This window comes from Nonomuraea sp. NPDC050556 (genome assembly GCF_044457355.1).
In the GTDB taxonomy this organism is placed as follows: domain Bacteria; phylum Actinomycetota; class Actinomycetes; order Streptosporangiales; family Streptosporangiaceae; genus Nonomuraea.
Window position 1 is genome coordinate 14,163 of sequence record NZ_JBITGU010000009.1, and the last position, 20,707, is coordinate 34,869.

22 protein-coding genes are annotated in these 20,707 nt (G+C 65.3%); 8 read left to right on the forward strand and 14 right to left on the reverse strand.

Annotation, left to right across the window (positions count from 1 at the left end; translation table 11 throughout):
* Nucleotides 1-131: 131 nt before the first annotated feature.
* From ACIBG8_RS53915 to ACIBG8_RS53925, 3 genes are read left to right on the forward strand one after another with little or no spacing between them, the layout of a single operon-like run.
* Complete coding sequence (locus tag ACIBG8_RS53915) at nucleotides 132-2,471, forward strand: type IV secretory system conjugative DNA transfer family protein (protein WP_397351239.1); 2,340 nt, start codon at nucleotides 132-134, stop codon at nucleotides 2,469-2,471.
* Between the two features lie 12 nt (nucleotides 2,472-2,483).
* Nucleotides 2,484-3,356, forward strand: a complete 873-nt coding sequence (locus tag ACIBG8_RS53920) for a replication-relaxation family protein (RefSeq protein ID WP_397351240.1) — start codon at nucleotides 2,484-2,486, stop codon at nucleotides 3,354-3,356.
* The gene (locus ACIBG8_RS53925; RefSeq protein WP_397351241.1) at nucleotides 3,353-4,597 is read left to right on the forward strand and encodes a C40 family peptidase; all 1,245 of its coding nucleotides are present in this window, start codon (nucleotides 3,353-3,355) and stop codon (nucleotides 4,595-4,597) included. Before ACIBG8_RS53920 ends, ACIBG8_RS53925 begins: the two co-directional genes overlap by 4 nt.
* Before the next feature lie 107 nt (nucleotides 4,598-4,704).
* Here the strand turns inward: ACIBG8_RS53925 and ACIBG8_RS53930 are convergent, their stop codons facing one another.
* From ACIBG8_RS53930 to ACIBG8_RS53970, 9 genes are all read right to left on the reverse strand, one after another.
* Entirely contained in the window at nucleotides 4,705-5,241 is a 537-nt protein-coding gene (locus ACIBG8_RS53930; protein ID WP_397351242.1) for an RICIN domain-containing protein, read from the reverse strand.
* 69 nt (nucleotides 5,242-5,310) lie between these two features.
* Complete coding sequence (locus tag ACIBG8_RS53935) at nucleotides 5,311-5,784, reverse strand: hypothetical protein (protein WP_397351243.1); 474 nt, start codon at nucleotides 5,782-5,784, stop codon at nucleotides 5,311-5,313.
* Nucleotides 5,785-5,893: 109 nt separating this feature from the next.
* Nucleotides 5,894-6,904, reverse strand: coding sequence for a DUF932 domain-containing protein (locus tag ACIBG8_RS53940; protein WP_397351244.1), 1,011 nt, complete (start codon nucleotides 6,902-6,904; stop codon nucleotides 5,894-5,896).
* A 67-nt stretch (nucleotides 6,905-6,971) separates the two neighbouring features.
* Entirely contained in the window at nucleotides 6,972-7,994 is a 1,023-nt protein-coding gene (locus ACIBG8_RS53945; protein ID WP_397351245.1) for a DUF4192 domain-containing protein, read from the reverse strand.
* A 63-nt stretch (nucleotides 7,995-8,057) separates the two neighbouring features.
* Nucleotides 8,058-8,357 (reverse strand): hypothetical protein, encoded by a 300-nt coding sequence (locus ACIBG8_RS53950; RefSeq protein ID WP_397351246.1) that lies wholly within the window; start codon nucleotides 8,355-8,357, stop codon nucleotides 8,058-8,060.
* 2 nt (nucleotides 8,358-8,359) lie between these two features.
* The gene (locus tag ACIBG8_RS53955; RefSeq protein WP_397351247.1) at nucleotides 8,360-8,791 is read right to left on the reverse strand and encodes a hypothetical protein; all 432 of its coding nucleotides are present in this window, start codon (nucleotides 8,789-8,791) and stop codon (nucleotides 8,360-8,362) included.
* A 186-nt stretch (nucleotides 8,792-8,977) separates the two neighbouring features.
* A complete protein-coding gene (locus ACIBG8_RS53960) occupies nucleotides 8,978-9,781 on the reverse strand; it encodes a hypothetical protein (protein ID WP_397351248.1) in 804 nt (267 codons plus the stop codon).
* A 386-nt stretch (nucleotides 9,782-10,167) separates the two neighbouring features.
* The gene (locus ACIBG8_RS53965) at nucleotides 10,168-10,890 is read right to left on the reverse strand and encodes a 5-formyltetrahydrofolate cyclo-ligase (RefSeq protein ID WP_397351249.1); all 723 of its coding nucleotides are present in this window, start codon (nucleotides 10,888-10,890) and stop codon (nucleotides 10,168-10,170) included.
* Nucleotides 10,887-12,245 (reverse strand): helix-turn-helix transcriptional regulator, encoded by a 1,359-nt coding sequence (locus ACIBG8_RS53970; RefSeq protein WP_397351250.1) that lies wholly within the window; start codon nucleotides 12,243-12,245, stop codon nucleotides 10,887-10,889. The genes ACIBG8_RS53965 and ACIBG8_RS53970 overlap by 4 nt, the downstream gene beginning before the upstream one ends.
* On the opposite strand from ACIBG8_RS53970, the gene ACIBG8_RS53975 reads away from it, so the two are divergent.
* The 5 genes from ACIBG8_RS53975 to ACIBG8_RS53995 all read left to right on the forward strand — a co-directional run bounded on the left by ACIBG8_RS53975 (nucleotide 12,182) and on the right by ACIBG8_RS53995 (nucleotide 16,981).
* The gene (locus ACIBG8_RS53975; RefSeq protein ID WP_397351251.1) at nucleotides 12,182-12,601 is read left to right on the forward strand and encodes an ATP-binding protein; all 420 of its coding nucleotides are present in this window, start codon (nucleotides 12,182-12,184) and stop codon (nucleotides 12,599-12,601) included. The genes ACIBG8_RS53970 and ACIBG8_RS53975 overlap by 64 nt on opposite strands.
* Nucleotides 12,598-13,305 carry an SAM-dependent methyltransferase gene (locus tag ACIBG8_RS53980; RefSeq protein ID WP_397351252.1) on the forward strand — a complete coding sequence of 236 codons (708 nt, stop codon included), beginning with the start codon at nucleotides 12,598-12,600 and terminating at the stop codon, nucleotides 13,303-13,305. The genes ACIBG8_RS53975 and ACIBG8_RS53980 overlap by 4 nt, the downstream gene beginning before the upstream one ends.
* Nucleotides 13,306-13,406: 101 nt before the next feature.
* Nucleotides 13,407-13,577 carry a hypothetical protein gene (locus ACIBG8_RS53985; protein WP_397351253.1) on the forward strand — a complete coding sequence of 57 codons (171 nt, stop codon included), beginning with the start codon at nucleotides 13,407-13,409 and terminating at the stop codon, nucleotides 13,575-13,577.
* Between the two features lie 217 nt (nucleotides 13,578-13,794).
* Nucleotides 13,795-16,551 carry a phospholipase A2 gene (locus ACIBG8_RS53990; protein ID WP_397351254.1) on the forward strand — a complete coding sequence of 919 codons (2,757 nt, stop codon included), beginning with the start codon at nucleotides 13,795-13,797 and terminating at the stop codon, nucleotides 16,549-16,551.
* 100 nt (nucleotides 16,552-16,651) lie between these two features.
* Nucleotides 16,652-16,981, forward strand: coding sequence for a hypothetical protein (locus ACIBG8_RS53995; protein ID WP_397351255.1), 330 nt, complete (start codon nucleotides 16,652-16,654; stop codon nucleotides 16,979-16,981).
* Between the two features lie 9 nt (nucleotides 16,982-16,990).
* Here the strand turns inward: ACIBG8_RS53995 and ACIBG8_RS54000 are convergent, their stop codons facing one another.
* The 5 genes from ACIBG8_RS54000 to ACIBG8_RS54020 are packed head-to-tail and all read right to left on the reverse strand — an operon-like array spanning nucleotide 16,991 to nucleotide 20,706.
* Complete coding sequence (locus ACIBG8_RS54000) at nucleotides 16,991-19,330, reverse strand: tetratricopeptide repeat protein (RefSeq protein WP_397351256.1); 2,340 nt, start codon at nucleotides 19,328-19,330, stop codon at nucleotides 16,991-16,993.
* A complete protein-coding gene (locus ACIBG8_RS54005) occupies nucleotides 19,327-19,740 on the reverse strand; it encodes a pilus assembly protein TadG-related protein (protein ID WP_397351257.1) in 414 nt (137 codons plus the stop codon). The genes ACIBG8_RS54000 and ACIBG8_RS54005 overlap by 4 nt, the downstream gene beginning before the upstream one ends.
* Nucleotides 19,737-20,156, reverse strand: a complete 420-nt coding sequence (locus tag ACIBG8_RS54010) for a TadE/TadG family type IV pilus assembly protein (protein WP_397351258.1) — start codon at nucleotides 20,154-20,156, stop codon at nucleotides 19,737-19,739. The genes ACIBG8_RS54005 and ACIBG8_RS54010 overlap by 4 nt, the downstream gene beginning before the upstream one ends.
* Nucleotides 20,153-20,530, reverse strand: coding sequence for a TadE family protein (locus tag ACIBG8_RS54015; RefSeq protein ID WP_397351259.1), 378 nt, complete (start codon nucleotides 20,528-20,530; stop codon nucleotides 20,153-20,155). The genes ACIBG8_RS54010 and ACIBG8_RS54015 overlap by 4 nt, the downstream gene beginning before the upstream one ends.
* The gene (locus ACIBG8_RS54020; RefSeq protein ID WP_397351260.1) at nucleotides 20,527-20,706 is read right to left on the reverse strand and encodes a hypothetical protein; all 180 of its coding nucleotides are present in this window, start codon (nucleotides 20,704-20,706) and stop codon (nucleotides 20,527-20,529) included. The genes ACIBG8_RS54015 and ACIBG8_RS54020 overlap by 4 nt, the downstream gene beginning before the upstream one ends.
* Nucleotide 20,707: the final 1 nt, after the last annotated feature.

Here is a 20,707-nt window from a genome sequence, read left to right on the forward strand (position 1 = left end):
GCCCAACAGGCATACCGGCCTGCACCTCAGCCCCAGCTCTCACCCATCGAGCTCCACCCGCAGGAACCCCAGGAACTTCCTACAAGCAACCCCCAAGAGCTGGCCGAACTCGACTACGAGGAGGCCGACCTATGATCCACGACCTTCTCGAAGACCCCACCCTGGTCTTCGATTGGCTGATCCCCCTCACTGTGACCGTGTTCGGGGCACAGGTCCTGCTCATCCTGTTGCGCACCTTGGTGGTACAGCTGCGCCAGAGCCACCTCACACGCCGCGCCCGATGCGTGGAGATCCTCGCCCCACCCGTGGCCAACATGCCCGGCGCCGAGGCGCTGTGGGGCAACCTGATCGGCCTGCTCCGTCCCGCCTGGAAGCGCCTGCTGCTCGGCCAACCACATCTGGCCTTCGAGTACGTCTTCGGAGTCGGCGGCATCCGCATCCGGCTCTGGATACCAGGAGCGGTGCCGCAGTATCTGGTGGAACATGCCATCGAGGCAGCGTGGCCGTCAGCCCGTACCTTGATCCACGAATCGGCGCCTCCCGTGCCCATCGACGGGCTGTGCAAGGGCGGCCAGTTCGTTCTCGCCCGCAGCGAGCGACTCCCCATCCGCCACGACCTCAGCACCGATCCCCTGCGAGCGATCAACGGTGCGGCCATCGGGATGCCTGCCTGGCAGCACGCGAGCATCCAGATCCTCGCCCGCCCCGCAACCGGCCGACGGCTGTCCGGAATCCTCCGCGGAAGTGTGCTCGGTCTGGTTCGCGCGCTACTCGACCTGCTGACGCCCGGACCCCTGCATACCCGCGTCCACCCCCACCACCTGCGCCAGCACGCCTCCGACCGCATCGACCGCCTGGAGGAATCGGCCGAAGCGCGAGCGATCCGCGACAAGGCACACCACTCGCGCTACGAGGTCGCGATCCGCTACGCCGTACAGGCTGATCCAGCGGACTCACCTGGATTGACCACCGTCCGTCGCAACGGCATCGAGGGCCGCGCCCACGCCATCGCCGCAGCCTTCGCCCTCTACAGCGGCCACAACCGCCTGGAACGGCGCCGCATGCTCCGGCCAGCCGTACGGCTCGCCTCACGACGGATGGGACGCGGACTCCTCCTGTCGGTCCCCGAGTTGGCCGCCCTCGCGCACCTACCGCTGGACGTCTCCGTCCCCGGCCTACAACGAGCAGGCGCCAACACCGTCCCGCCCTCGCCCTCGATCTCCCGCACCGGCAAAGTGCTCGGTTTCTCCGACTCCGGACGCGAGCGCCCGGTCGCCCTGCGCGTCCCCGACTCCTGCCACCACGTCCATGTCCTCGGCCCCAACGGCACCGGCAAATCCACCCTGCTCGCCCAGATGATCCTCTCCGACATCCACGACGGCCGCGGAGTCGTGGTCATCGAAGCCAAAGGCGACCTGGTCCGCGACCTACTCGGCCTCATGCCGGAAGACATCACCGAGAAGACAGTGCTCATCGACCCCGACGACCACCACCCGCGCCCCTCGCTCAACGTCCTAGGCGGCTCCGACCTGGCCATGGGGGTGGACAACCTCGTCGGCATCTTCCACCAGATCTACGCCGACTACTGGGGACCACGCACCGACGACATCCTGCGCGGCTGCGCCCTCACCCTGGCCCGCAACGGCGGCACCTTGGCCGACATCCCCGAACTGCTGTCCAACCCTGCCTTCCGCCAACGCCAGACCGCCAAGATCGGCGACCCGCTGCTCCGCGGCTTCTGGACCTGGTACTCAGCCCTGTCCGAACAAGCCCAAGCCCACGTCACCGCGCCGATCATGAACAAGCTCCGCGCCTTCCTGCTCCGCCCCTTCGTCCGCGACGTACTCGGCTCAACCACCTCCACCTTCGACCTGAACAACGTCCTGGACGGTGGAATCCTCCTGGTCCGCCTCCCCAAAGGCGTACTCGGCGACGACACCGCCCGCCTGCTCGGCTCGATGATCCTCGCCCAGGTCTGGCAAGCCGCCTCCCGCCGCGCCCGCATCGGCCACCCCCGCCCACCGGCAGCCCTGTACGTCGACGAGTGCCACAACTTCCTCACCCTGCCGCACGCCCTGGCCGACATGCTCGCCGAAGCCCGCGCCTACCGCGTCTCCCTCGTCCTGGCCCACCAGCACCTCGCCCAACTCCCCCGTGAGCTGCGCCAGGCCATCTCCTCCGATGCCCGCAACAAGATCTACTTCTCGCTCTCGCCCGAGGACGCCCGCGAGGTCGAACACCACTTCACGCCCCACCTGACCGCGCACGACCTGGGCAACTTCGACGCCTTCCAAGCAGCCGCCCGCCTCGTCGTGAAAAGCGCCGAAGCGCCGCCCTTCACCCTGCGCACGCGGCCTCTCCCCGAGCCCGATATCGACGTCGCCCGGCGGATCCGGGCTGGCGCCGCACAAGCGCACGGCCGTACGGCCAGCGCCAACACCCCCAAGCCGGACGCCCGGCACACCCTCTGAAGGAGAACACCAATGATCCACTTCACCCCGAAGATGCTCAACCAGCTCGCGATCCGCCTCACCGACCGCGACCGTCACCTGGTCCGCATGCTCCGCGACTACCGCGTCATGACCTCGGCTCAGCTCAGCGAGATGTACTTCGACACCGATGACGCAGCACGCAAGCGCTTGCTCGCCTTGACTCGCATGGGGGTCCTGGAACGCTTCCGCCCCAACCTCCCGCCCGCCATGGGCACCGCCCCGTACCACTACGTGATCGGCGAGACCGGCGCCGCCGTACTCGCCTCAGAAGACGGCGTCGACCTGGCCGATTCCGGCTACCGTCGCGACCGCACGATCGGCATCGCCTTCAACCAGCACCTGGCCCACACAGTCGGCACCAACGGCATCGCAGCCAGCCTGTACGGCTACGCCCGACGCCACCGCGACGCCGAGCTCGTTACCTGGTGGCCGCAGAACCGCTGCTCCACCGAATGGGGTCCGATCGCCCGCCCCGACGCCTTCGCCCGCTGGCGAGAGGACGGCAACAGGATCGACTTCTTCCTGGAGTACGACACGGGCTCCGAGCCCCTGGACCGCGTCGCCCGCAAGCTCGAAGGCTACGCCGAGCTCACCGAGTCCAGCCGCATCATCACCCCGGTCCTGTTCTGGGTCCAGGGCGAGCGAAGAGAGGCCAACCTCCGCAAGAAGCTCAAGCACCATCCAGCCCACATGTTCGTCCCCATCGCCACCGGCCACCCCAGCGCCGGAACCGTGGAAGACGGCGTGGCCGGAGCCCGCTGGCTCCCCTCAGACCACGACGGCAAGCGCATCCGCCTCGCCGAACTCGCCCTCCACTGGCCCGGCCTCGGCCCCCAGCAGCCGCCCAAGGAGGACGAAGAATGATTCTCGAAGCCGGGCTCATCAAGGCCATCGCCGCCGGTGGCGGACTCGTCTCCAGCATCGCCCTGGTCGCCGGAATGGCAGGCGGACACGCCGCCACCACCCAGGCCGACCCCGACAAGCTCGCCTCAGCCGCCTGTTCCTACGTCTCTCCTCGAACGGCCAAGCCGAAAGCCAAGCTCGGCATCACCTCCGAGCAACTCGCCAATGCCGAGGCGATCAGTGAGGCCGCCAGCGACCTCGATCTGCCGAAGCGAGCAGCCGTGATCGGCATCGCCACCGCGCTCCAGGAGTCGTTTCTCAAGAACAGCGCCGTCGGTGACAATGGCAAGGCGTTCGGCCTCTTCCAGCAACACCCCGAACACGGCTGGGGAACCCACGCCCAGGTCACTAACCCGCGCCATGCCGCCAAGAGCTTCTTCACCCGACTGGCGGCGGTGAAGGACTGGGATACGAAGCCCCTCACCGTCGCCGCACAAACCGTCCAACGATCTGCCTTCCCAGACGCCTACGCCAAGCACGAGAAGCGCGCCGAACTCATCGTCGCCGCCCTAGATAGCGCATCTGTGAATCTCTCCGCGAAGGACGCCCGGATCGTCCGAACCGCCCTGGAGACTGGCCTCTCCCTAGGAATCCCGCGATCAGCCATGGTGACCGACGTGATCAGAGGGATCCAGGACGGCGACCTCCCTAGCACACGGCAGAAAGGCGATCCCTCGAAGCTCGCCGAGCAGATCGTCAACAGCGCAGCCGAGAAGCTCTGCGCCGAGCTCTCCAAGAAGATCAGCCAGGTTCTCGACCCGAAGACGCTGGAAGCCATCGGCAAGTCCGGCCGTGGCGCAGTAGCCCTCAAGGAGGCGCTCAAGATGATCGGCGTGCCGTACTCCTGGGGTGGTGGCGGACCCACCGGCCCCAGCTTCGGCATCGGGCGCGGCGCGAGAACCAAGGGCTTCGACTGCTCAGGCCTCGCCGAATACGCCTGGGCCAAGGCAGGCATCAAGGTCGGCGGCCACACCTCCACCCAGTGGAACGCAGGCACGCACATCGCGCGCTCACAGCTCAAGCCGGGCGACCTGATCTTCTTCGCCCACAACCCCAAGGACCCCTCGACCATCCACCACGTGGCGATCAATATCGACGGCAAGCGCTACGTCCACGCGCCCCAGACAGGCAGCACCGTTCAGGTCGGACCGTGGACTGCCACACGAGAAGCGGAGTACGCAGGAGCCGTACGACCTCGGTAGGTCAGGCGTACGCTTTAGATGACCGCTCTCACCTTTCTTGGCTGTTAGGAAGAGCAGTTCTCAGGAGGACCGGCTCGTTCGAGTCGGCCCTCCTGAGCCTTTGGGAGCTACTTGCTCCTCCAGGACTGCTCCCTGGCCGACTGCTTGCATGGCCACTGGATGGCCGTCTTCCCCTTGCGCCGCTCGCCACTTCCAATGGCCAGACACATCCCCGTCGCTCCGTTGGTGAAGCTGGGGCCGCCGTGCTCCTGGGCATAGTCGATCTGGCTGACGGTGCTTCTGGGCCAGTGCCAGCTCTCATCCCACCACTGCTCAGGCCCACCGTTGCAAGGCCATTGAATGGCCGGTTTGGCCTTGCTGGCCTCGCCGCCGCCGATGGCCAGGCACATCCCGGTCGCGGCGTTGATCAGGCGCGAATTGCTCTTGTACCACTGCTGTTCTTTGCCGCCGTTGCAAGGCCATTGGATGGCCGGTTTGGCCTTGCGCCGCTCACCGCTTCCGATCGCCAAGCACATCCCCGTGGCCACGTTCCTGATCGTGAACGATGCGCCCGGAGTTTGCGCGTTGGCCTGGGCAGCGGTGGTGGGAACGGCCAAGGCCGTCGCGACCGCTACTAGCGTCAATATCATCCCTGACGTACGCATGATGTCCCCCCAGATTGTCGATTGGGGAGAAGGTATGAACCCTCGTGTTGAGGATGTGTGCAGGATCGGTTAAGCCGTTGAACGCAGCAGTGTCACGCCTGGCATCGATGCGTCCGGCCTGACTCCAACCGTGATGATCTCGGGGTCATCGAAGATCGGTTCACCGTTTGGCCGACGGGTGTAGGGCACGCGGCCATAGTCCACGCCGCCCTCCCGGTCGAAACTCATCCAGGTGATCGCTTCTTGCTCGCCCTCGCGCAAGGGGTGATTGGACACGGCGCGACTCAGGAACGCATCCGGGGTGATCACCCAGACCTGAGGGACGGCCAGCACCCAGCGCCCTGCGTTGATCTCCTGTGCTCTGGCCGCTGCTCGTGTCTCGAATGCTGCTGCCGATTCGTCGCCTCGGAGGTAGTCGTAATCGGTGAGCGCGAGCAGGGTCTCGCCCTGCATGACGACGATCGCTGGGCATTCGCGCGCCATGATGGCCGTTTCCAACCGGCCGACCACGTCGAAGAGCAGTGCCGCTGTCTCGTCGTTCATCTCGCCCTCCGGAAACAGTGACCGATGAGATCCTGTCACGGCGAGCCCGCGCCGCTCGCTCTTGTGGGGTATGGCTGCCTAGGAGGGGCGGCAGCCGTACCCCTGAGGGTCAGGCACGATCAAGGATCTTCTCCAGGGTGTGGAGGGTTGCCCGGTCGAGGTCGTCGACGCCGCCGGTAACGGCGCGGAGGTAGTTGCGTTCGACGCGTCCGGCACCGCGCACGGTCTGTTCGTGCTGGACGTAGGTGTTGACGGCCTGAAGCACGCCCCACCCGGTTCCCGACCAGGGCGCCACGCGGTTGTCGTAGCGCCACAGCTTGAGCAGGCTGTCTCGCTTGGTTTCGGCGAGCGTGCGAGACCTGCCGACGTCGGCGGGTACGGGGGCGTATTCGTCCAGGAATCTCGACCACTGACCCGGGCTCACGGTGGTCTCACAGAGCTGCTTGACCTGTGCGGTGAAGGCGTCGGCGACCTCGTAGACGATGTTGAGTGCGTCGCGGGCTTCGCCGAGGCGGAGTGTGGAGTGGCGGGAGTGCTTGATCTTGACCTGTTGGCCGCGCTCGGCCAGACCGGCGGCCATGGTGTTGTCGCACACCACGTTCGTCACGGCCCGCTTGAATGTCGTGGCGAGCGAGCCGTCGAAGGAGGTCGCGCCGAACAGGTTCGGGCGGAACTCCACGCCTTCGGGGGTGAGGATGTTCTCCGGCACCTCGACCGATACCCAGGCGACTGCGCCGGAGCGGAGCAGCCCGGCCGAACCGATGGACAGATCATCGTCGAGCAGTCGGCCGATGGTGTCGAGCAGCCATTGGCGGTAGGGGTGTGGTTGGTAGCCGTCGGAGAAGATCCCCATGACGTGGCCGTCGTCGCTGCGGACGATCGCCTGCCGTTCGGGGATCTCGGCCAGCCCGCCGGTCACCGGGTCTTCGACGTAGATCGGGCGGGACAGGGCGTCCCAGCCGAACAGGCGCCGCTCGACGTCGGCGACGGGGATCGCACCGGTGTAGTGGTTCGGCTCGGCGCCCTGGAGGGTGGCGCGGTAGTGCCAGGCGGTACCGCGCTTGTCGGTGAAGCCGATCAGGGTGTTGTCGTTGAGCCATTGCAGGGATTCCTTGGACATCTCTCCTCCAGACATGACGAAGGCGCCGGACAGGGGGTGCCCGGCGCCAGGAACGAACAGGGGTGGATCAGGGAAGAACAGGGCGAGCCTTCTGCGGAGACCCGATGGCCTGTGCGGTGATCTGTTCGAACATGTCGGCGAACTCGACCTCCGCGATCGCCGCCGGGCTGACGTTGTACTCCAGCGCAGCCATGATCAGGTTGGCGAAGCTGTACGTCGGGTCGACGGCCAGAGCCCGTTCGGCGGCCAGGCGGGCCAGGGTGCCGTCTCCGGCGCGCATGGCCAGGAACCCGAGGTTGACCGCCGGAGCCAGGACGTACTCGGGCTCCACCCTGCGCGTGACCTCCTTCCACAGCCGCATGGAGACGTCGTCTCCGTACTCGCTGATGAGGGTCAGCGCGATGTCGCGGACCAGGATGGAGGTCAGCAGCACCCCCAGCCAGGCCAGATCATCCGGCGGGATCGGCCGGTCCGCTCGGACGTGGTCGAAGCACTTCCTGGCGTGCCGGAGTCCTTCGGTGAACCAGCGCGTCGTGTCGAGCTGTGCCTCTGCGCGGGCGCGGGCAGCGACCGTGGCAGTCTTCACCGGTTCCCGTTCTGGCCCGTCGGCGTGGGCGATGATCTGGCAGAGCGCGTCGCGGTCAGGCAGCGCCACCATTCCTGCTGTCACGGCGCTTGCCGCGATGGTGCTGCTGCTCACGTCGTACGGCACGCCGTCCGGTGAGCAGCATTCCGGGTTGGGGCACACATAGGACCAGTACCGGCCGCTCTGGCACCGGATCGCGTCGATGATCTCGACTTCGGCGCTGGTCAGGGCGCTGTAGATCCCGTCCATGACCGGGGTGACCAGCGGGCCGGGACCGTAGCCGATCAGGAACGCGGACGGCATCGCGGAGTCGACCAGCGCATGAGCACAGCAGTGAGCCAGCTCTGGCGCGTCCCCGGGGTCTTCCGGAAGGTCGTAGCGAATCACCCCCTTGACGGCGCGGTCGTCGATCATGACCGCGACCAGGCTGTGGGTGGGGTGGTAGCCCAGCAGGTACGGCACAGCGGCCAGCAGGTCAGCGGGGTTGGTGAGGGTCGGGAACATGGGTGTCCTCCAGACATGAACAAGCCCCGGCGCGCACACGCCGGGGCAAGGGGGGATATGGGGTCAGCAGCGCTCGGAGCGGACGCCGCCGCGCGGCCCGAGGAAGATCCGCATCTCGGGCCAGTCGCCTCCGTCGCGGGAGCGGTACAGGGTGATCTCGCAGTCGTCACCCACGCACGGGGTGAGCACCCGCGACGGCTCCCGGTGCACGAACTCAAAGCGCGTGGTCTGCCAGTAGCCGTGCACGTAGCGCTCGCTCAGCTTGTGCTTGGCGTCCGCGAGGGACGAGAACTCTTCAAGATCGTTGTCCTCTGGAGAGCTGTAGCCGGATCCTCCGTACCAGAGACCGAACCAGCGAGCCATGATCACGTCCCCAATCCAAGGCAGCCCGGTGAGGGGTGATCGCCACCGCAGTAGCCGCACAGGTCGTCCATGGCGAACAGGGACAGATCCTCTGCATGGCTGTCGCGCCAGGTGATCTGCGTGCGCGTGTAGGCGTCGAAGTACTCGGCGTCGGTGTCTCCGGGGCACAGGGTCAGGAAGGCCAGGATCGTGCGCGCGGAGCGGATGAGCTCATCGGTGGTGAGCACGGCGCCCGCGCCCGAGGTGATGTCCTGTGCGCTGAAGATCGTGCGGTTCTTGCTGGAGAGCCGGTAGTGCCAGCGGGTCCGCCCGTCATCGGTACGTCCGGTCGGCCACAGCTCAAGTTGATGTTCTGCGTCGATAGGCCAGGCAGCCAGCAGCCGGGAGGAGATCCTCCAGCCTTGAGGCAACGCCAGGCCGTCCAAGATCGGCATGGGTCCTCCAGTGAGGCGTGCAGGGGTTGGGAGCCGATCGCATGGGCGCGGACGCGATGGCGTGGCGAGAGCGGCGCGTTTCTCGGTCTCATATAAATACGGGCAACCAACCCGCCCAAACGTCCGCTGAACTGCAGAAATACAGAAGAGCCCCGACATGACGCCGGGGCTCTCAGATGGGTTGTGTCAGTCGGTGGCCAGTGCCTCGCCACCCGTGTAGACCATGGCGTTCCGCGTGTCGTCAAGGCGCTCTGAGAGGTCCCTGAGCTCCGCTCTTGCCGCGTCGCGGACCCTGATGACCGCGCGGCGGGAGCCGTACGCGCCGCCGTTCTCTTCCTGCGCCACGGTCGCGAGGATTCCAGCTCTGCCCAGGTCCTCCGCTTGCTCCGCCTTGCTCAGGATCCGACGCAGCGTGGGGAACTCCTGACCGTCGCCGAACGCCTGACGGAAGATCTCCGCGCTGTGCTGAGCGGCGGAGAACGCGACCGCCGCTCGCGCCACGCTTTCGACGTGCGGGAGTCCACGCATGAGCTGTGCGCCCGGTGTCACGTCGATCTGGTCTGGGGGCACGTCCACGCGGTAGCCGTTGCGCGCCGCCGCGTCGCGGACCGCCCAACGCCGGAGGGTCTGGCGCGTGATGGGCATCTCGCCACCGTCGCGCCGTACGTAGATCCATCCTTCGCCGTCTGGGTCTGGCTTACACGTGCTGGTGATGTCGCGGAGACGCTGCGCGAACAGGAGCACCGCATCCTGATTGACGTCGTCTGAGACGTCATCGGTGCCGTAGGGCGCATATCCGCTCTTGACGATGGTCGCGCTGCCATCCATGCGCTTACGGGAACGCGTGGCGTCGACGGTCCGGCAGTAGCCGCGCGACAGCTTGCGGATCTCCGCCCAGTCGTCCGCCGTTACTCGCGCCATGTCCTCCGGCGTGAGCGTCGCGCCGGGCACGTTCGCGGGCACGTACTTTCCGAAGTCGAATTTCGCCATGACCGTTCTCCGATCTCTTCCGACTACCTTTCTTGGCTAATTCAATTAGACCGCAAAAGAGAGATCGAATCAATGGAGTTATGCGGAAAGTTCACGCGTTATCGCAGGCCAAGGGCTATATGACTACAAGAAAGGGGGGCGCCGGCAAATCAAATAGTCTAAATAGAGGGATTGAGAAAAGAATGGCAGATACTATGGAGCCAATGCCTGACTCAAGCGGGGCAGATAGACCGACAATCCCCCTTTATGGATGGGCTCCCCGTACATAAGTCGGAGATGGCAGCTGCCCAGACGGGGGGCTACCACCTGCAGCAATACACGCTCTGGCCCCTCCCACTTAAACAGGCGGCCTAACAGGATACCTAATGGACGACCAATCCGTAGGTCTAGTTGAAGCGCCTCTTCGCGCGCATGCCAAGCACCGGGATTGCGGCGACCTTCTCTGCGGGCATACTCGGCCAGATCAAGCCGCTCGGCCGCCGCGCAGGCGGACACACGATAATGTCCTTCTCCGTGACGATGAGGTCGACGCGAAAGTCATGCCCTGCCTCAGGCAGTGGCTCATCGACAACCTGAAGCGAATGGACAGTTGTCACGATGAGGGTGTTGTCTCCGACCAGGCCGTCCTCAATGAGAAGCGCGACCTCGATGTCTGAATATCCCGCCCCTTTGCCCAGCCGTATCCCTTGGCGGTTGACGGCAACCGACCCGCACACCACGAGGTCGATAGGACGCATGTCCTCGGTGCTCACCAGAGGGCTGTTCGCCGCCGCGGCCCCGCTCGTCGCGGCCTCCGCCGGGGACAACTGTGATCGAGCCGGATCGATCAGATAGAAGGGCTGGAGAGTTGCGATCTTCGGAACGGCCATGTAGAGCAGCTTGTTCTCAGCCAGCGCGCGGGCACGAACAGCTAGTTGCGCAGTGTCCGGATTGGCCTTGATCGTCTCTGCCTGATGCCAGGGTGCGGTCGCCGAGAGCAACTCGGCGGCGCGTTCGGCGCCGATGAAGTCGGGGATGTAGCCGCGGGCGTCGGGGGTAGAGACCCTTGCCTCGATCAGTGCGGACCATACCCGCTCCCTGACGGCGTTCTTCTGTTCGTCGAGGCTCACGTGGTCATCAGCCCGAACAGTCGATCGCTGAGCTCCTGCACCCAGGGCTCATGGCGCCAGGGTGCCAGCTCGCGTCCAGCGGAGAAGGCGATGTTCATGCCGCCCCCGCCGCGGGTCTCCTCGATCAGGTCGATCGCCTGGTGCAGCGTGCCGCAGGCCTCCTCAAGCTTGCCCTGCCTGATGTAGGCCAGGGTGAGGTTCCCGAGGACGATGGACTGCGATTTCTTCCACTGGACCAGGCTCCGAGCGGTCCTCGTCAAGATCTCCTCAGCCTTGCCGTTCACGCCGAGGAACAGGTAGCAGGAGCCGGCCATGCGGTCGAACTGCGACGACGCGAACATCGGCATGGCTTCGTCGTCCGAGCGGATCTGGCCGAAGCTCCCTTCCGCGGCGCTCAGAGCTTTCTCGCAGTCGCGGCGCTGGCCGAGCATGGCGTGGGCCTCACCGACATGAAGGTGCCCGAGGCCAGTCAGGACGTTGCTCGTGGATTTGCTGACGAGCGCTGTCTCGCGGCAGAGGCGGAGCCCTTCGTCGGGATCCTTGGTCCCGTAGAGGGCGACGAAGCCCTTGCGTAGTTGGGCGTGTGCCTCCAGCAAGGGATCAGAGATCTCCCGCGCCGCTGAGATCGCCTGATCGAAGTACCGCAGCGGTACGACGTCGTCACGTCGCTGGGACGCGTCCCAGATGAGCTGGCCCATGAGCGTCGCCGACTCCGCGACGGAGAACGCAAGCGCGCGGCGAATCCGCCCTGTTGGGGCGAAGCCGTAGAGGAGGGTGACCTGGCTGTGGCAGTGGCCAGCAGCCGCGAGGAGCGATGCTGATGGGGCGGTGTCGTACTCCGTGTTGAGGCGCTCAATCTCCTGCGCCAGATGGGCGGCCGTCACGAGGTCAACCGCCGAAGGATTGCGCAGGGTGAAGGCGAGCCGATCAGCGTCGTCGCCCGGTGGAGCCGTGAGGACGTCGTCCAGCTCGTCGAGTGATAGCTGAAGAACCTCGGCCAGCTTGGGACGGTGCCACGCTCTGGGTTCGGTCTCGCCGCACTCCCACCGCACAACCGTTGAACGCTCCACGCCTACGGCGTACGCGAAGCTCTCTTGTGAATATCCAAGCGTTTTGCGGCGTTGCGTTAACCTTTGTCGTCGTTGAGGCACGCTATCGCTCCCACCGTGGAGTCCTAAGTGCAGTATTCCTCGTTTCTGCGCAGGTCGTAGGCCCCAATGCGGCATTGATGCGCCATTCCTGCACGGATCTGCTGTGGAGGAAGTGAGTTCTTCAGCGTTCTCTTCATGGCATGACGAGCAGCCTGTCGAACGACACCCTGTCGCGCTCCTACACGCTGTCACCGGTGGCGGCATCAGTTCCCGCCGCACGAGCCTGGGCACGGCGCATGCTGGTCCGCTGGGAGATACCCCACCTCGCCGAACGCATCGAACTGCTGGTCTCAGAACTGATCACCAACGCGATCAAGCACGCGAAGACCGGTGGCGCCCCCGTCGCGCTCATCCTGCGCTTCGTTGGCGAAACGCTCCGGCTTGAGGTCCACGATCGTGACGCCGAGAACCGGCCCATCCAGCAGAGGCCGATGGCCGAGGCGGTCGGTGGGCACGGGCTGTGGCTGGTCGAGGCCTACTCCGACCGCTGGGGCATAGACCTCACCGAGTACGGCAAGGCGGTCTGGGTCGAGCTGGATGATTGCGGCGCCGCGACATGAGCGAGCACAACGGCACCAACCCGTTCATCGACATTACCAAGCCAAACGAGGCTCGTATCTACGACTACCTCCTGGGCGGCGACGCCCATTACGGAGCCGACAGGGTTGCGGCGGAGGAACTCAAGGTCACCATCCCGCACCTGGTAGAGCGGGTACGGGAGAGCCGCGACTTCTTCCGTCGGGCCGTGAGATACCTCACGCGTACGGCAGGCATCAGGCAGTTCATCGCCGTCGGCGCAGGTCTTCCCACCCAGGACAACATCCATGTAGTCGCCCAATCGATCATCCCTGACGCGCGAGTCATCTACGTGGACGACGACCCCAGCACGGTGACGCACGCCCGCGCCCTACTACTGCGGACGCGTGGCGTACAAGCCGTCCTTGATCGGGATGTCTTTCCTCGCCATCGGGAGGTCCAGGAGCTCATTGACCTGGACCGACCTATGGCGATCTTGCTCATGCACCCTCACGTCGGAGAAACGGCACACATTCGGGAGATCATGGCTCCCGGCAGCTACCTCGCCGCGAGCGGTCCACCTGTCACGTTTCCAGACAGCTGCTTCGCAGGGCTTCACCTAATCGAACCCGGCCTGGTGGATGTCCGGGAATGGCGCCCCGAGTCAACCGGGCGCACGAAGGTGACTCCGCCCCTGCTGCTTGGCGGAGTGGGTCACAAACCGCTCCCATGGGCCGTGGCGGCCTGACCGTGATTCCGCACGAGTGCTTCAGCCCTCACGCCGCACTGCCAACCTCCGAATCCAAGAAGCTGGAGTGGTACACACCGCGGTCAGGTGAGCGTTCCCGCGTGACCAGGTGGACCTGCGATTGCCTCTCACCGGTCTACGAATTCCGCACAGCAGGCGGTCAGTACTTCATCCGGCGCATCGAGGCCAGGTCCGTCACCGAGAGCGTGCGAGCGAGATACCACGATGCCGACGAGCTCTGGGTGGCGCTCCTCGTGGGGCACCTGTACTGAGTGCGGGCAGTCCCCCAGGCCGCGCCAAAACCGCAGGTCCAGCGGTTGAGTTACCTCTCCCTGATGGCGCACCGCCAAGACCTTACCGCGCCCTGAGAGGTGTCGGGCCTGCCGTGACGACTCGATGATCACGCCAGGCGCTCCCTGAACGTTTGCTGTCAATTTCCGTGCTAACTTTGCGTCGCCTTTGTCCGATTTATACCCCTAAGGGTGATTAGTGAAGCCTTCCCGCAGGCTGGCTGCCGCATGCGCACTGGGCGCATTCGCGGTCCTCAACTCAGTGACAGTCGCCAACGCGACACCCACACCTCAGCCCACTTCCTCGACCGATGCGACCTCCAACGGACGCCAGGTCGTCAAGCTGACCGAGACCTCCACGGTCTACAGCGAGAACGGCAAGACCATCACCGAGCTGCACACCTCACCCATCCGGGTGCAGCGCGACGGCCAATGGGCCGACATCGACACCGACCTGATGACTGACGGCGACTCGCTACGGCCCAAGGTGGCCAAGGCCTCCGTCGCCTTCTCCCGCGGCGGGACCGAGCCTTTCGCCAGCATCGGTGCCGAGCCCGGTAAGACTGTGAAGCTTGGTTGGGCCGACAAGCTGCCCCAGCCGGAAATCTCCGGCAACAAGGCCACCTACCGCGGAGTGGTCGGCGAGACGGGCGACCTGGTGGCAACCGCTCTGCCGACCGGCATGCGGTTCGACGTGATCCTGCGCGCCAAGCCGACGCAACCCGTCGAGATCAAGGTGCCGGTGACCGCCGGTGGTGGCCTCGCAGTGACCGGCACCGGTGACCGGCTGAAGGTCACCGATGGCGGCAAGGTGGTGGCCTCTTCGTCCACGCCCAGCATGTGGGACTCGCCTGCGGACAAGGCCAAGAGCGCCGCACCGGGTGTTGGTGACGTCGACAGCGGGGACATCGATGCCTCCCTCACCAGCAGCGCCGGCGGCAAGGTGCTGATCCTCAAGCCGTCGATGGACTTCCTCAACGACCCATCCACGACCTACCCGGTGACCGTGGACCCGTCGGTCACGCTGCCGTTGTCGAATGACACCGACGTGTCGAAGAACTTCGATGGCAACAACAACTCCGGCGGCTATCTGAAGGCCGGAACCGAAGCCGACGGCGATATCGCCCGGACATACCTACGGTTCAACACGACCGGCTTGAAGGTTGTCACCGCTGCCGAACTCAAGCTGAACAACATCGACGCACCCTCCTGCGGACCCAAGGTCGGCGATGGCATCCAGGTGCGACGAGTGACCTCTTCCTGGGATGCCGCCTCTCAGACTTGGGCCCCTCAACCAACCAACGCCACCGACGACGCCGTTACCAACACCGCAGGATGCGCGCCGCTGACGTGGGACATCGCGCCCATCGTCAACAAGTGGGCGGCCGGAACCCCCAACCACGGGCTTGTGCTCCAGTCGCCGACGGAGTCCAAGACAGCCAACTACCGCGTCTTCACCTCCTCGGAGAACACCGACGAAGGTGCATTCGGCCCCACCCTTACCCTTACTTCCGATGAAGTCATCACACCTGGTGAGGGTGACGACCCCGCCGATCCCGGCCCAGCAGACTTCAAGCCCGGCCGACCCGACCCAGATACCGGCTCGTGGATCACCGACGCCACCGACGTGTCCGAAGACGGGCTGCTGATCACCCGCAGCCACTCGGCCGGAGCCCGGATGGATGTCACCCAGGCCAACGAGAAGGTTCTCGGGCCCAACTGGCGGCTTGAGCCGCTGGGCGGCATGCTCGGCAACCGGCTCAAGGACACCAGCGCCAACGGCTACATCGAGGTCGCGCTGTCGTCCGGTACCTCTTCGCTGCGTTACATCGCCGACACCGGCAAGCCCGGCACTTTCGTCGAAGAGGACGGCACCACGGTCGTCAAGAACAGCGACGGGACTTTCACCCAGACCGGCGAACCTGACACCGGCCTGTCGTACACCTGGACCAAGGTCGGCACCGAGTACCTGGTCACCGCCTTGACCGCCAAGGACGGCGGCATCACCACCATCAGCTACGACGCCAAGGGCAGAGTCAGCCAGATGGCAGTCCCTGCCACGCCCATGTCGGCAGAGGAAGCCAGCGCCTCCACCACCCAGGTGTGTACTGCCGCCGGCCCCAAGTGCTCAGCCATCACACTGCGATACGCCACGGCCACCACCGGAACGGCGACCGTGTTCGGCGACTTCTCCGGCCAACTCTCCGACATCACCTACGACGCTGCCGGAGACACTGCGGCGATCGTCGTGAACAAGTACGCCTACGACAACGCAGGTCGTCTACGTGAAGTCCGTAATCTTCGCAAGGGACTCGAGGATGAACCCGCAATCCCGGCAACCACGTACACCTACGACGCCAAGGGCAACATCACCAAGCTGTCCACCCCTGAAAACGGCGCCTGGACCCTCGTCTACGAAGCGGTCGGAAAGCTGAAGTCGGCCACCCCTGCCCCAGCCGCACCGGCCCTACGGGCAAGTACTCCCGCGGGTCCTCCGGGCTACCCGCGCTGCAGATACGCCGCCGACTACATGTGGGGCCTCAAATCCTGCTGGGCGGGCCCGGTGCCGATGGAGTACTTCGGCAAGAAGCTCACCTCCCGATGGAAGCAAACCCCAGGCCGCAAGGCGGTCGTCGGCGTCAACAACGACAAGTGCACTTCCCCGACCGGCAGCAAGCCACCTGGCTTCGATTTCTCCATCGCCTGCGACATGCACGACTTCGGCTATGGGGTCATCTACCTGCGTACCAAAGCCTGGGACATCTCGATGAAGGGTGCTGTGGACGCGGTGTTCTACACCACCATGCGTGACTACACCTGCAACATCGAATCCAACGCCCGCATCAAGCGGGTCACGTGGACCAAGCGGTCATTGTGCCGCGACTGGGCCTACAAGTACTACTACGGCGTCATCAAGGGCGGCGGCTGGAGCATGAAGCACTACTACCAGTACTAACCGTCCAGCGCAGTCCCATGCGGGCCGTACTCTCAGCACGACATGCAAGACAGGGTACGGCCCGCTCCCGATCTACCCTGACGATGAAGGAAGCCCACCTGTGAACCGCCTGAAGCGCCTCGCCAAGAGGATCGGAGCCCTCGGCGCCGTCTGCATCACCTACTTCGTCGTCGTTGTCCTACTGGCGCTTGACGCGCTCCCCCACGCAGGTACCGGTGGCGGGCTTGAGTACCTCCTCATCATGTTCGCCACCGCACCAACAGGGTTCCTTTTCGGTTCGCTCCTGAGGACGATCCCCACCCCTTCCTTCGCGCAAGGGCACACCTGGGATTACGTCTATCTGGGCGTGCTCGTCCTGGCGGGCGCCGTTCAAGCGTTCGGTGTCTGGTTCGCGGTCGATCGCCTCGACCGCAAACGCCGCCAGAAGTAGGCTGTCCGGTCAGTGGCTCTGCGCGAAGACATCGCGCAAACGCCGCTCCGTCAGGGGACTGATCGCGAGACCCAGACCGCGCTGGTGCTTACGGAGCAGGTCCACTGACCGGCGAGCTGCGTCGCGTTGGCCGAGGCGTAGCTGCAGCTCGACGATATTGACGTAGAGCTCCTCCGCTTCAGGGTCAAGTTGGCGGGCTCGTTCGAGGGTGTCCAGAGCCTGTTCTGGATCATCTTCGGCAAGGCGGCTAGCGTACTGACTGAGAAGGTCGGCCTGGGACCTGGTCAAGGGATACCTATGGTCTTCGATCCAGTCCGTCTCCAGGCCACGAGCCAGTTCGCCCTTACACAATGCGGCAGCTCTGGCGAGGGCTGTGGGATCAGCCCCCGCCTGCCCCAGCGCATCATTGAAGTCCCAAAGGTCAACGCCGATGAGCTGGGGATCGATTCGATATGTCGCGCTGTCCTTAGTGGTTGACGCATTGATGAAGGGCGCTCGCCTGACATCGGGACTCACGTAGCCGGTTGCCGTGGCGAGCGCGCTACGTAGGTGCCGGAGAGTGTTGTGTACGTCCTTGCCGGTCTCATCTGGCCAAAGCGCGGTGGTGAGCTGATCGCGCGTGGCACCTTCTCGGTGCAGCGCGAGGTAGACGAGCAGGCTGAGTTGGAGCCAGCTCAGCTCCAAAGGCGCTGATTGATTGCAGATGAGGACGGTAGGCGGACCGAGAATGGACAATCTGACGAGCTCCGGACCAGTCCACTCCGTAGAAACTGCGGGTAGCGATGGCGTCGGATCTACGGGAGGCACCAGGACTCGGAGCGAAGCTGCAGCCTCTTCTTGGGTGATGTGGAAGAGATGTGCACCTTCCAGCTTCTCCGCAAGGCGGCCTTCCGCGTGCTCGACCCGATGGCTCTCGTCGATCCTGCAGCTCGTGCCTCCTGGCCAGTCCCCAAGGACCAGAGCTCCCACCCCTGTGTGCTTGCCCGACATGAGCGGAGCAGTGATCCATTCGTAGACTTCGTCGTCAAGCTCTGTCACCAGAAGTACGGCGGGCAACGGCTCGCCAGGATCACGCTCTCGTAGCTCTTCTATGTCCGCCGCCTCCCGTTCAAGCAGCATTCGACGCCGGGAAAAGTGAGTCTCGTTGAACCGCTTGAGTGCGGCCTCCGGTGTGGTCGTCACCACCAGCCCAGGCAGCTCTGGAGGCTGCTCCAGCAACACTGTCCTGGCTGTGTCAGCACAGATGATGAGCTCGGTGCGGAAGTCGCTGGACTGCCGGAGGATATCCAAGATCAGGTAGCGGACAACGCTGGGCACACCTTCGCCCTGGAGTCCGAGGCCTGGGCCAGCAAGATCGACCTCGATCAGAGAGCCATCGAGCCGTTGGCCGATCGCTGTGTGCGCAGGCACATCAATGGAGTATGCCTCGCGCAGGAGCTCCTCCTCGGGAGGCGGCTCCTTGAACGACTCCCGGAAGGCGTGGCGGAACTCTCTGACCAGCGGCTCCGGTTGGGGCTCCGGTACGACAGCTATCGGTTCAACCGGGCCAGGCAGGGTTCTGCGGCGGCGCCGGAGCAATCGGTTGGCCGCGAACGCGGTGCTGATGCCCGCGACGTAGGCCAGCGCTACCAGCGATCCAGAAGGTAGCTCCACGACGGTGCGCTGGTCCCGCTCCACATGGCTTCTCGGCGAAGGTGAAGGGACGGATGGCCGTGAGGGTTCTTGAGCGGGCTTGTGGGGTTTCTTGATCGGCAGACGTAGTTTCCAGCCTGGGCGGATCAGGTCTGGATCGTGGAAGCGCTGGCCGCCGGGCTGTTTGGAGTGGGCATTGAGTTTCCAGATCCTGGGCCATCGACGTGGATTGCCGAACTTGGCGTCTGCGATGGCCCACAGGGTGTCGCCTTGGCGTACTCGATAGGTCTGATGGTCGTCGGCGTCGCCCAGCGGATGCTGGGGTGCCATGGCGACCACCGGAGGGGCGGCGGTATCGGCCGAGACCGTGGCAGGGACACCGACCACGAGCGACGCCGAGGTGACGAGGTGGGCGACGAGGCGTTGCAGGCCGCCGAGCCCCGGCAAGCCGGGCGCGGCTCCCCTGTTGCGGAACCGAGCACGGATCTCCCCAGCGACGACGACGATGAAGAGCGCCCACGCTCCCCAGAGCAGGAACTCCAGAACGTTGACGATCAGCGTGCCGTTGTCCGGAGCGGTCAACCTGTCGGCGAGCTCCTGAAAGGTAGGCACGTGGTCAGGTAGTGGAGACCCGACCAGGGTGAGCATGGACACGGGGAAGCCCAGAATCAGGGCCAGCAGGGTGGTCCATGCGACAAGCGCGCGGATCCAGTTCATCGGCCTGGCCCTTCGACTCCGGACACGAGGTCCGCTGTGGAGGTGGCCGTCATCGAGACCGATGAGAGCCCCACAAGCGAGAGCAGCCAGGTGGGCTTGGTGACGGTCACTCTGACCCGGATCGATCGTGGGCCCGCGATTCCGGCCGAGCCGCTGTGTCCGCTGGTGGCGAGATACGACTGCGCTGCCCGTACGGCGGCGCCACGGTCGACAGCGGCGTCCGCACCTCGATAGACGGCGGCGCGATCGATCTGGCCGGCACCCGCGCGAGCGGCTTCTTCTGCGATACCGACGGCTTCCCACCCAGCGCGTAGCTTGGCGCCGCCGTCGACAGATAGACCGACGAACAGCATCAGGACGACAATGAAGATGATCGTGTACGGAGTGATAGCGCCCTTGTCCGGTCTCACATGCCCCTCCCGCGATACGGGTCGAGCGGGCTGGCGAATGTGGCCTGGCGCCGCACACTGCCGGGCAATCCGGGGAAGGCGACGTCTTCGAGTGGCACCGTGCAGGTGACCGTCGCCGATACCGTGGCCGGGCTGCCGACGGGACGCCCGAAACCTGCGGTGCTGACCTGGACGGTGACCGACGTGCAGCGGATACCTCTGCTGTTGAGGGAGTCGCGGGCGCTCGCCTGTGCCCGGCTGCTCGCTTCGCCTGCCGTACGGGCGATTGACGCTTGGCGTGCTGCGTCTCGGGCTGCGGCTTCTACTGCGGCGGTGGCGACCGTGATGCGCCCGGCGGCTACTCCCAGCAGGATCACCAGGACGACGGCCGGGATGGCGAGCATTGCTTCGATCGTGGCGCTGCCGCGTTCGTTCATGGCGTGGTGAACCGTTCAATGACTCCTGCGGCTTCTTCGGTGATCTGGATCGAGGGGAGGAAGGGCACGAGCGAGAGTGATCTTCCTTGTACGGTGATCCGGATTGTGGTGGCGTCGCCGCTGCTGGAGGCGCTGATTGAGTGGAGGAAGCCGCCTGCGGTCTGGGAGGCGTAGGTGCGGGCGCCGTCGGCGCCTGCCGTACGGGAAGCTCCGTCTGCTCGGGCGGCGCGCACGCCCTGTTGTGCGGCGGCCAGCGCGACGGATTGGGCGAAGAACAGCAGGCACAGCTGCATGCAGGCCAGGATCGTGAGCATGACGACCGGCAGCGCGATCACCACTTCGGCGCTGACGATCCCGCGGTCGGTGCGGTTCACAGGTTGATCGAGTTCGCCTTCTCGATGATCTTTGCTGTGACGATGCCCATGACCGTGACGGCGACCAGGGCGAGGGCCGCAATAATGATCATCGCTTCGGCGGACATCGCGCCCTTGTCGGTGACCTTGCGGGCCTGGTCGAGACGGTGGCGTAGGAGTGCGAGCCAGTAGTCCATG

Bases quoted from the DNA above. Each gene is read 5' to 3' on its own strand.
- ACIBG8_RS53950 (WP_397351246.1), bottom strand. From the start codon at position 8,357: ATGGCTCGCTGGTTCGGTCTCTGGTACGGAGGATCCGGCTACAGCTCT.
- ACIBG8_RS54020 (WP_397351260.1), bottom strand. From the start codon at position 20,706: ATGGACTACTGGCTCGCACTCCTACGCCACCGTCTCGACCAGGCCCGC.
- ACIBG8_RS53960 (WP_397351248.1), bottom strand. From the start codon at position 9,781: ATGGCGAAATTCGACTTCGGAAAGTACGTGCCCGCGAACGTGCCCGGC.
- ACIBG8_RS54010 (WP_397351258.1), bottom strand. From the start codon at position 20,156: ATGAACGAACGCGGCAGCGCCACGATCGAAGCAATGCTCGCCATCCCG.
- ACIBG8_RS53935 (WP_397351243.1), bottom strand. From the start codon at position 5,784: ATGAACGACGAGACAGCGGCACTGCTCTTCGACGTGGTCGGCCGGTTG.
- ACIBG8_RS53980 (WP_397351252.1), top strand. From the start codon at position 12,598: ATGAGCGAGCACAACGGCACCAACCCGTTCATCGACATTACCAAGCCA.
- ACIBG8_RS53975 (WP_397351251.1), top strand. From the start codon at position 12,182: ATGACGAGCAGCCTGTCGAACGACACCCTGTCGCGCTCCTACACGCTG.
- ACIBG8_RS54000 (WP_397351256.1), bottom strand. From the start codon at position 19,330: ATGAACTGGATCCGCGCGCTTGTCGCATGGACCACCCTGCTGGCCCTG.
- ACIBG8_RS53970 (WP_397351250.1), bottom strand. From the start codon at position 12,245: ATGCCGCCACCGGTGACAGCGTGTAGGAGCGCGACAGGGTGTCGTTCG.
- ACIBG8_RS53940 (WP_397351244.1), bottom strand. From the start codon at position 6,904: ATGTCCAAGGAATCCCTGCAATGGCTCAACGACAACACCCTGATCGGC.
- ACIBG8_RS53945 (WP_397351245.1), bottom strand. From the start codon at position 7,994: ATGTTCCCGACCCTCACCAACCCCGCTGACCTGCTGGCCGCTGTGCCG.
- ACIBG8_RS53920 (WP_397351240.1), top strand. From the start codon at position 2,484: ATGATCCACTTCACCCCGAAGATGCTCAACCAGCTCGCGATCCGCCTC.
- ACIBG8_RS53915 (WP_397351239.1), top strand. From the start codon at position 132: ATGATCCACGACCTTCTCGAAGACCCCACCCTGGTCTTCGATTGGCTG.
- ACIBG8_RS53955 (WP_397351247.1), bottom strand. From the start codon at position 8,791: ATGCCGATCTTGGACGGCCTGGCGTTGCCTCAAGGCTGGAGGATCTCC.
- ACIBG8_RS53930 (WP_397351242.1), bottom strand. From the start codon at position 5,241: ATGCGTACGTCAGGGATGATATTGACGCTAGTAGCGGTCGCGACGGCC.
- ACIBG8_RS53925 (WP_397351241.1), top strand. From the start codon at position 3,353: ATGATTCTCGAAGCCGGGCTCATCAAGGCCATCGCCGCCGGTGGCGGA.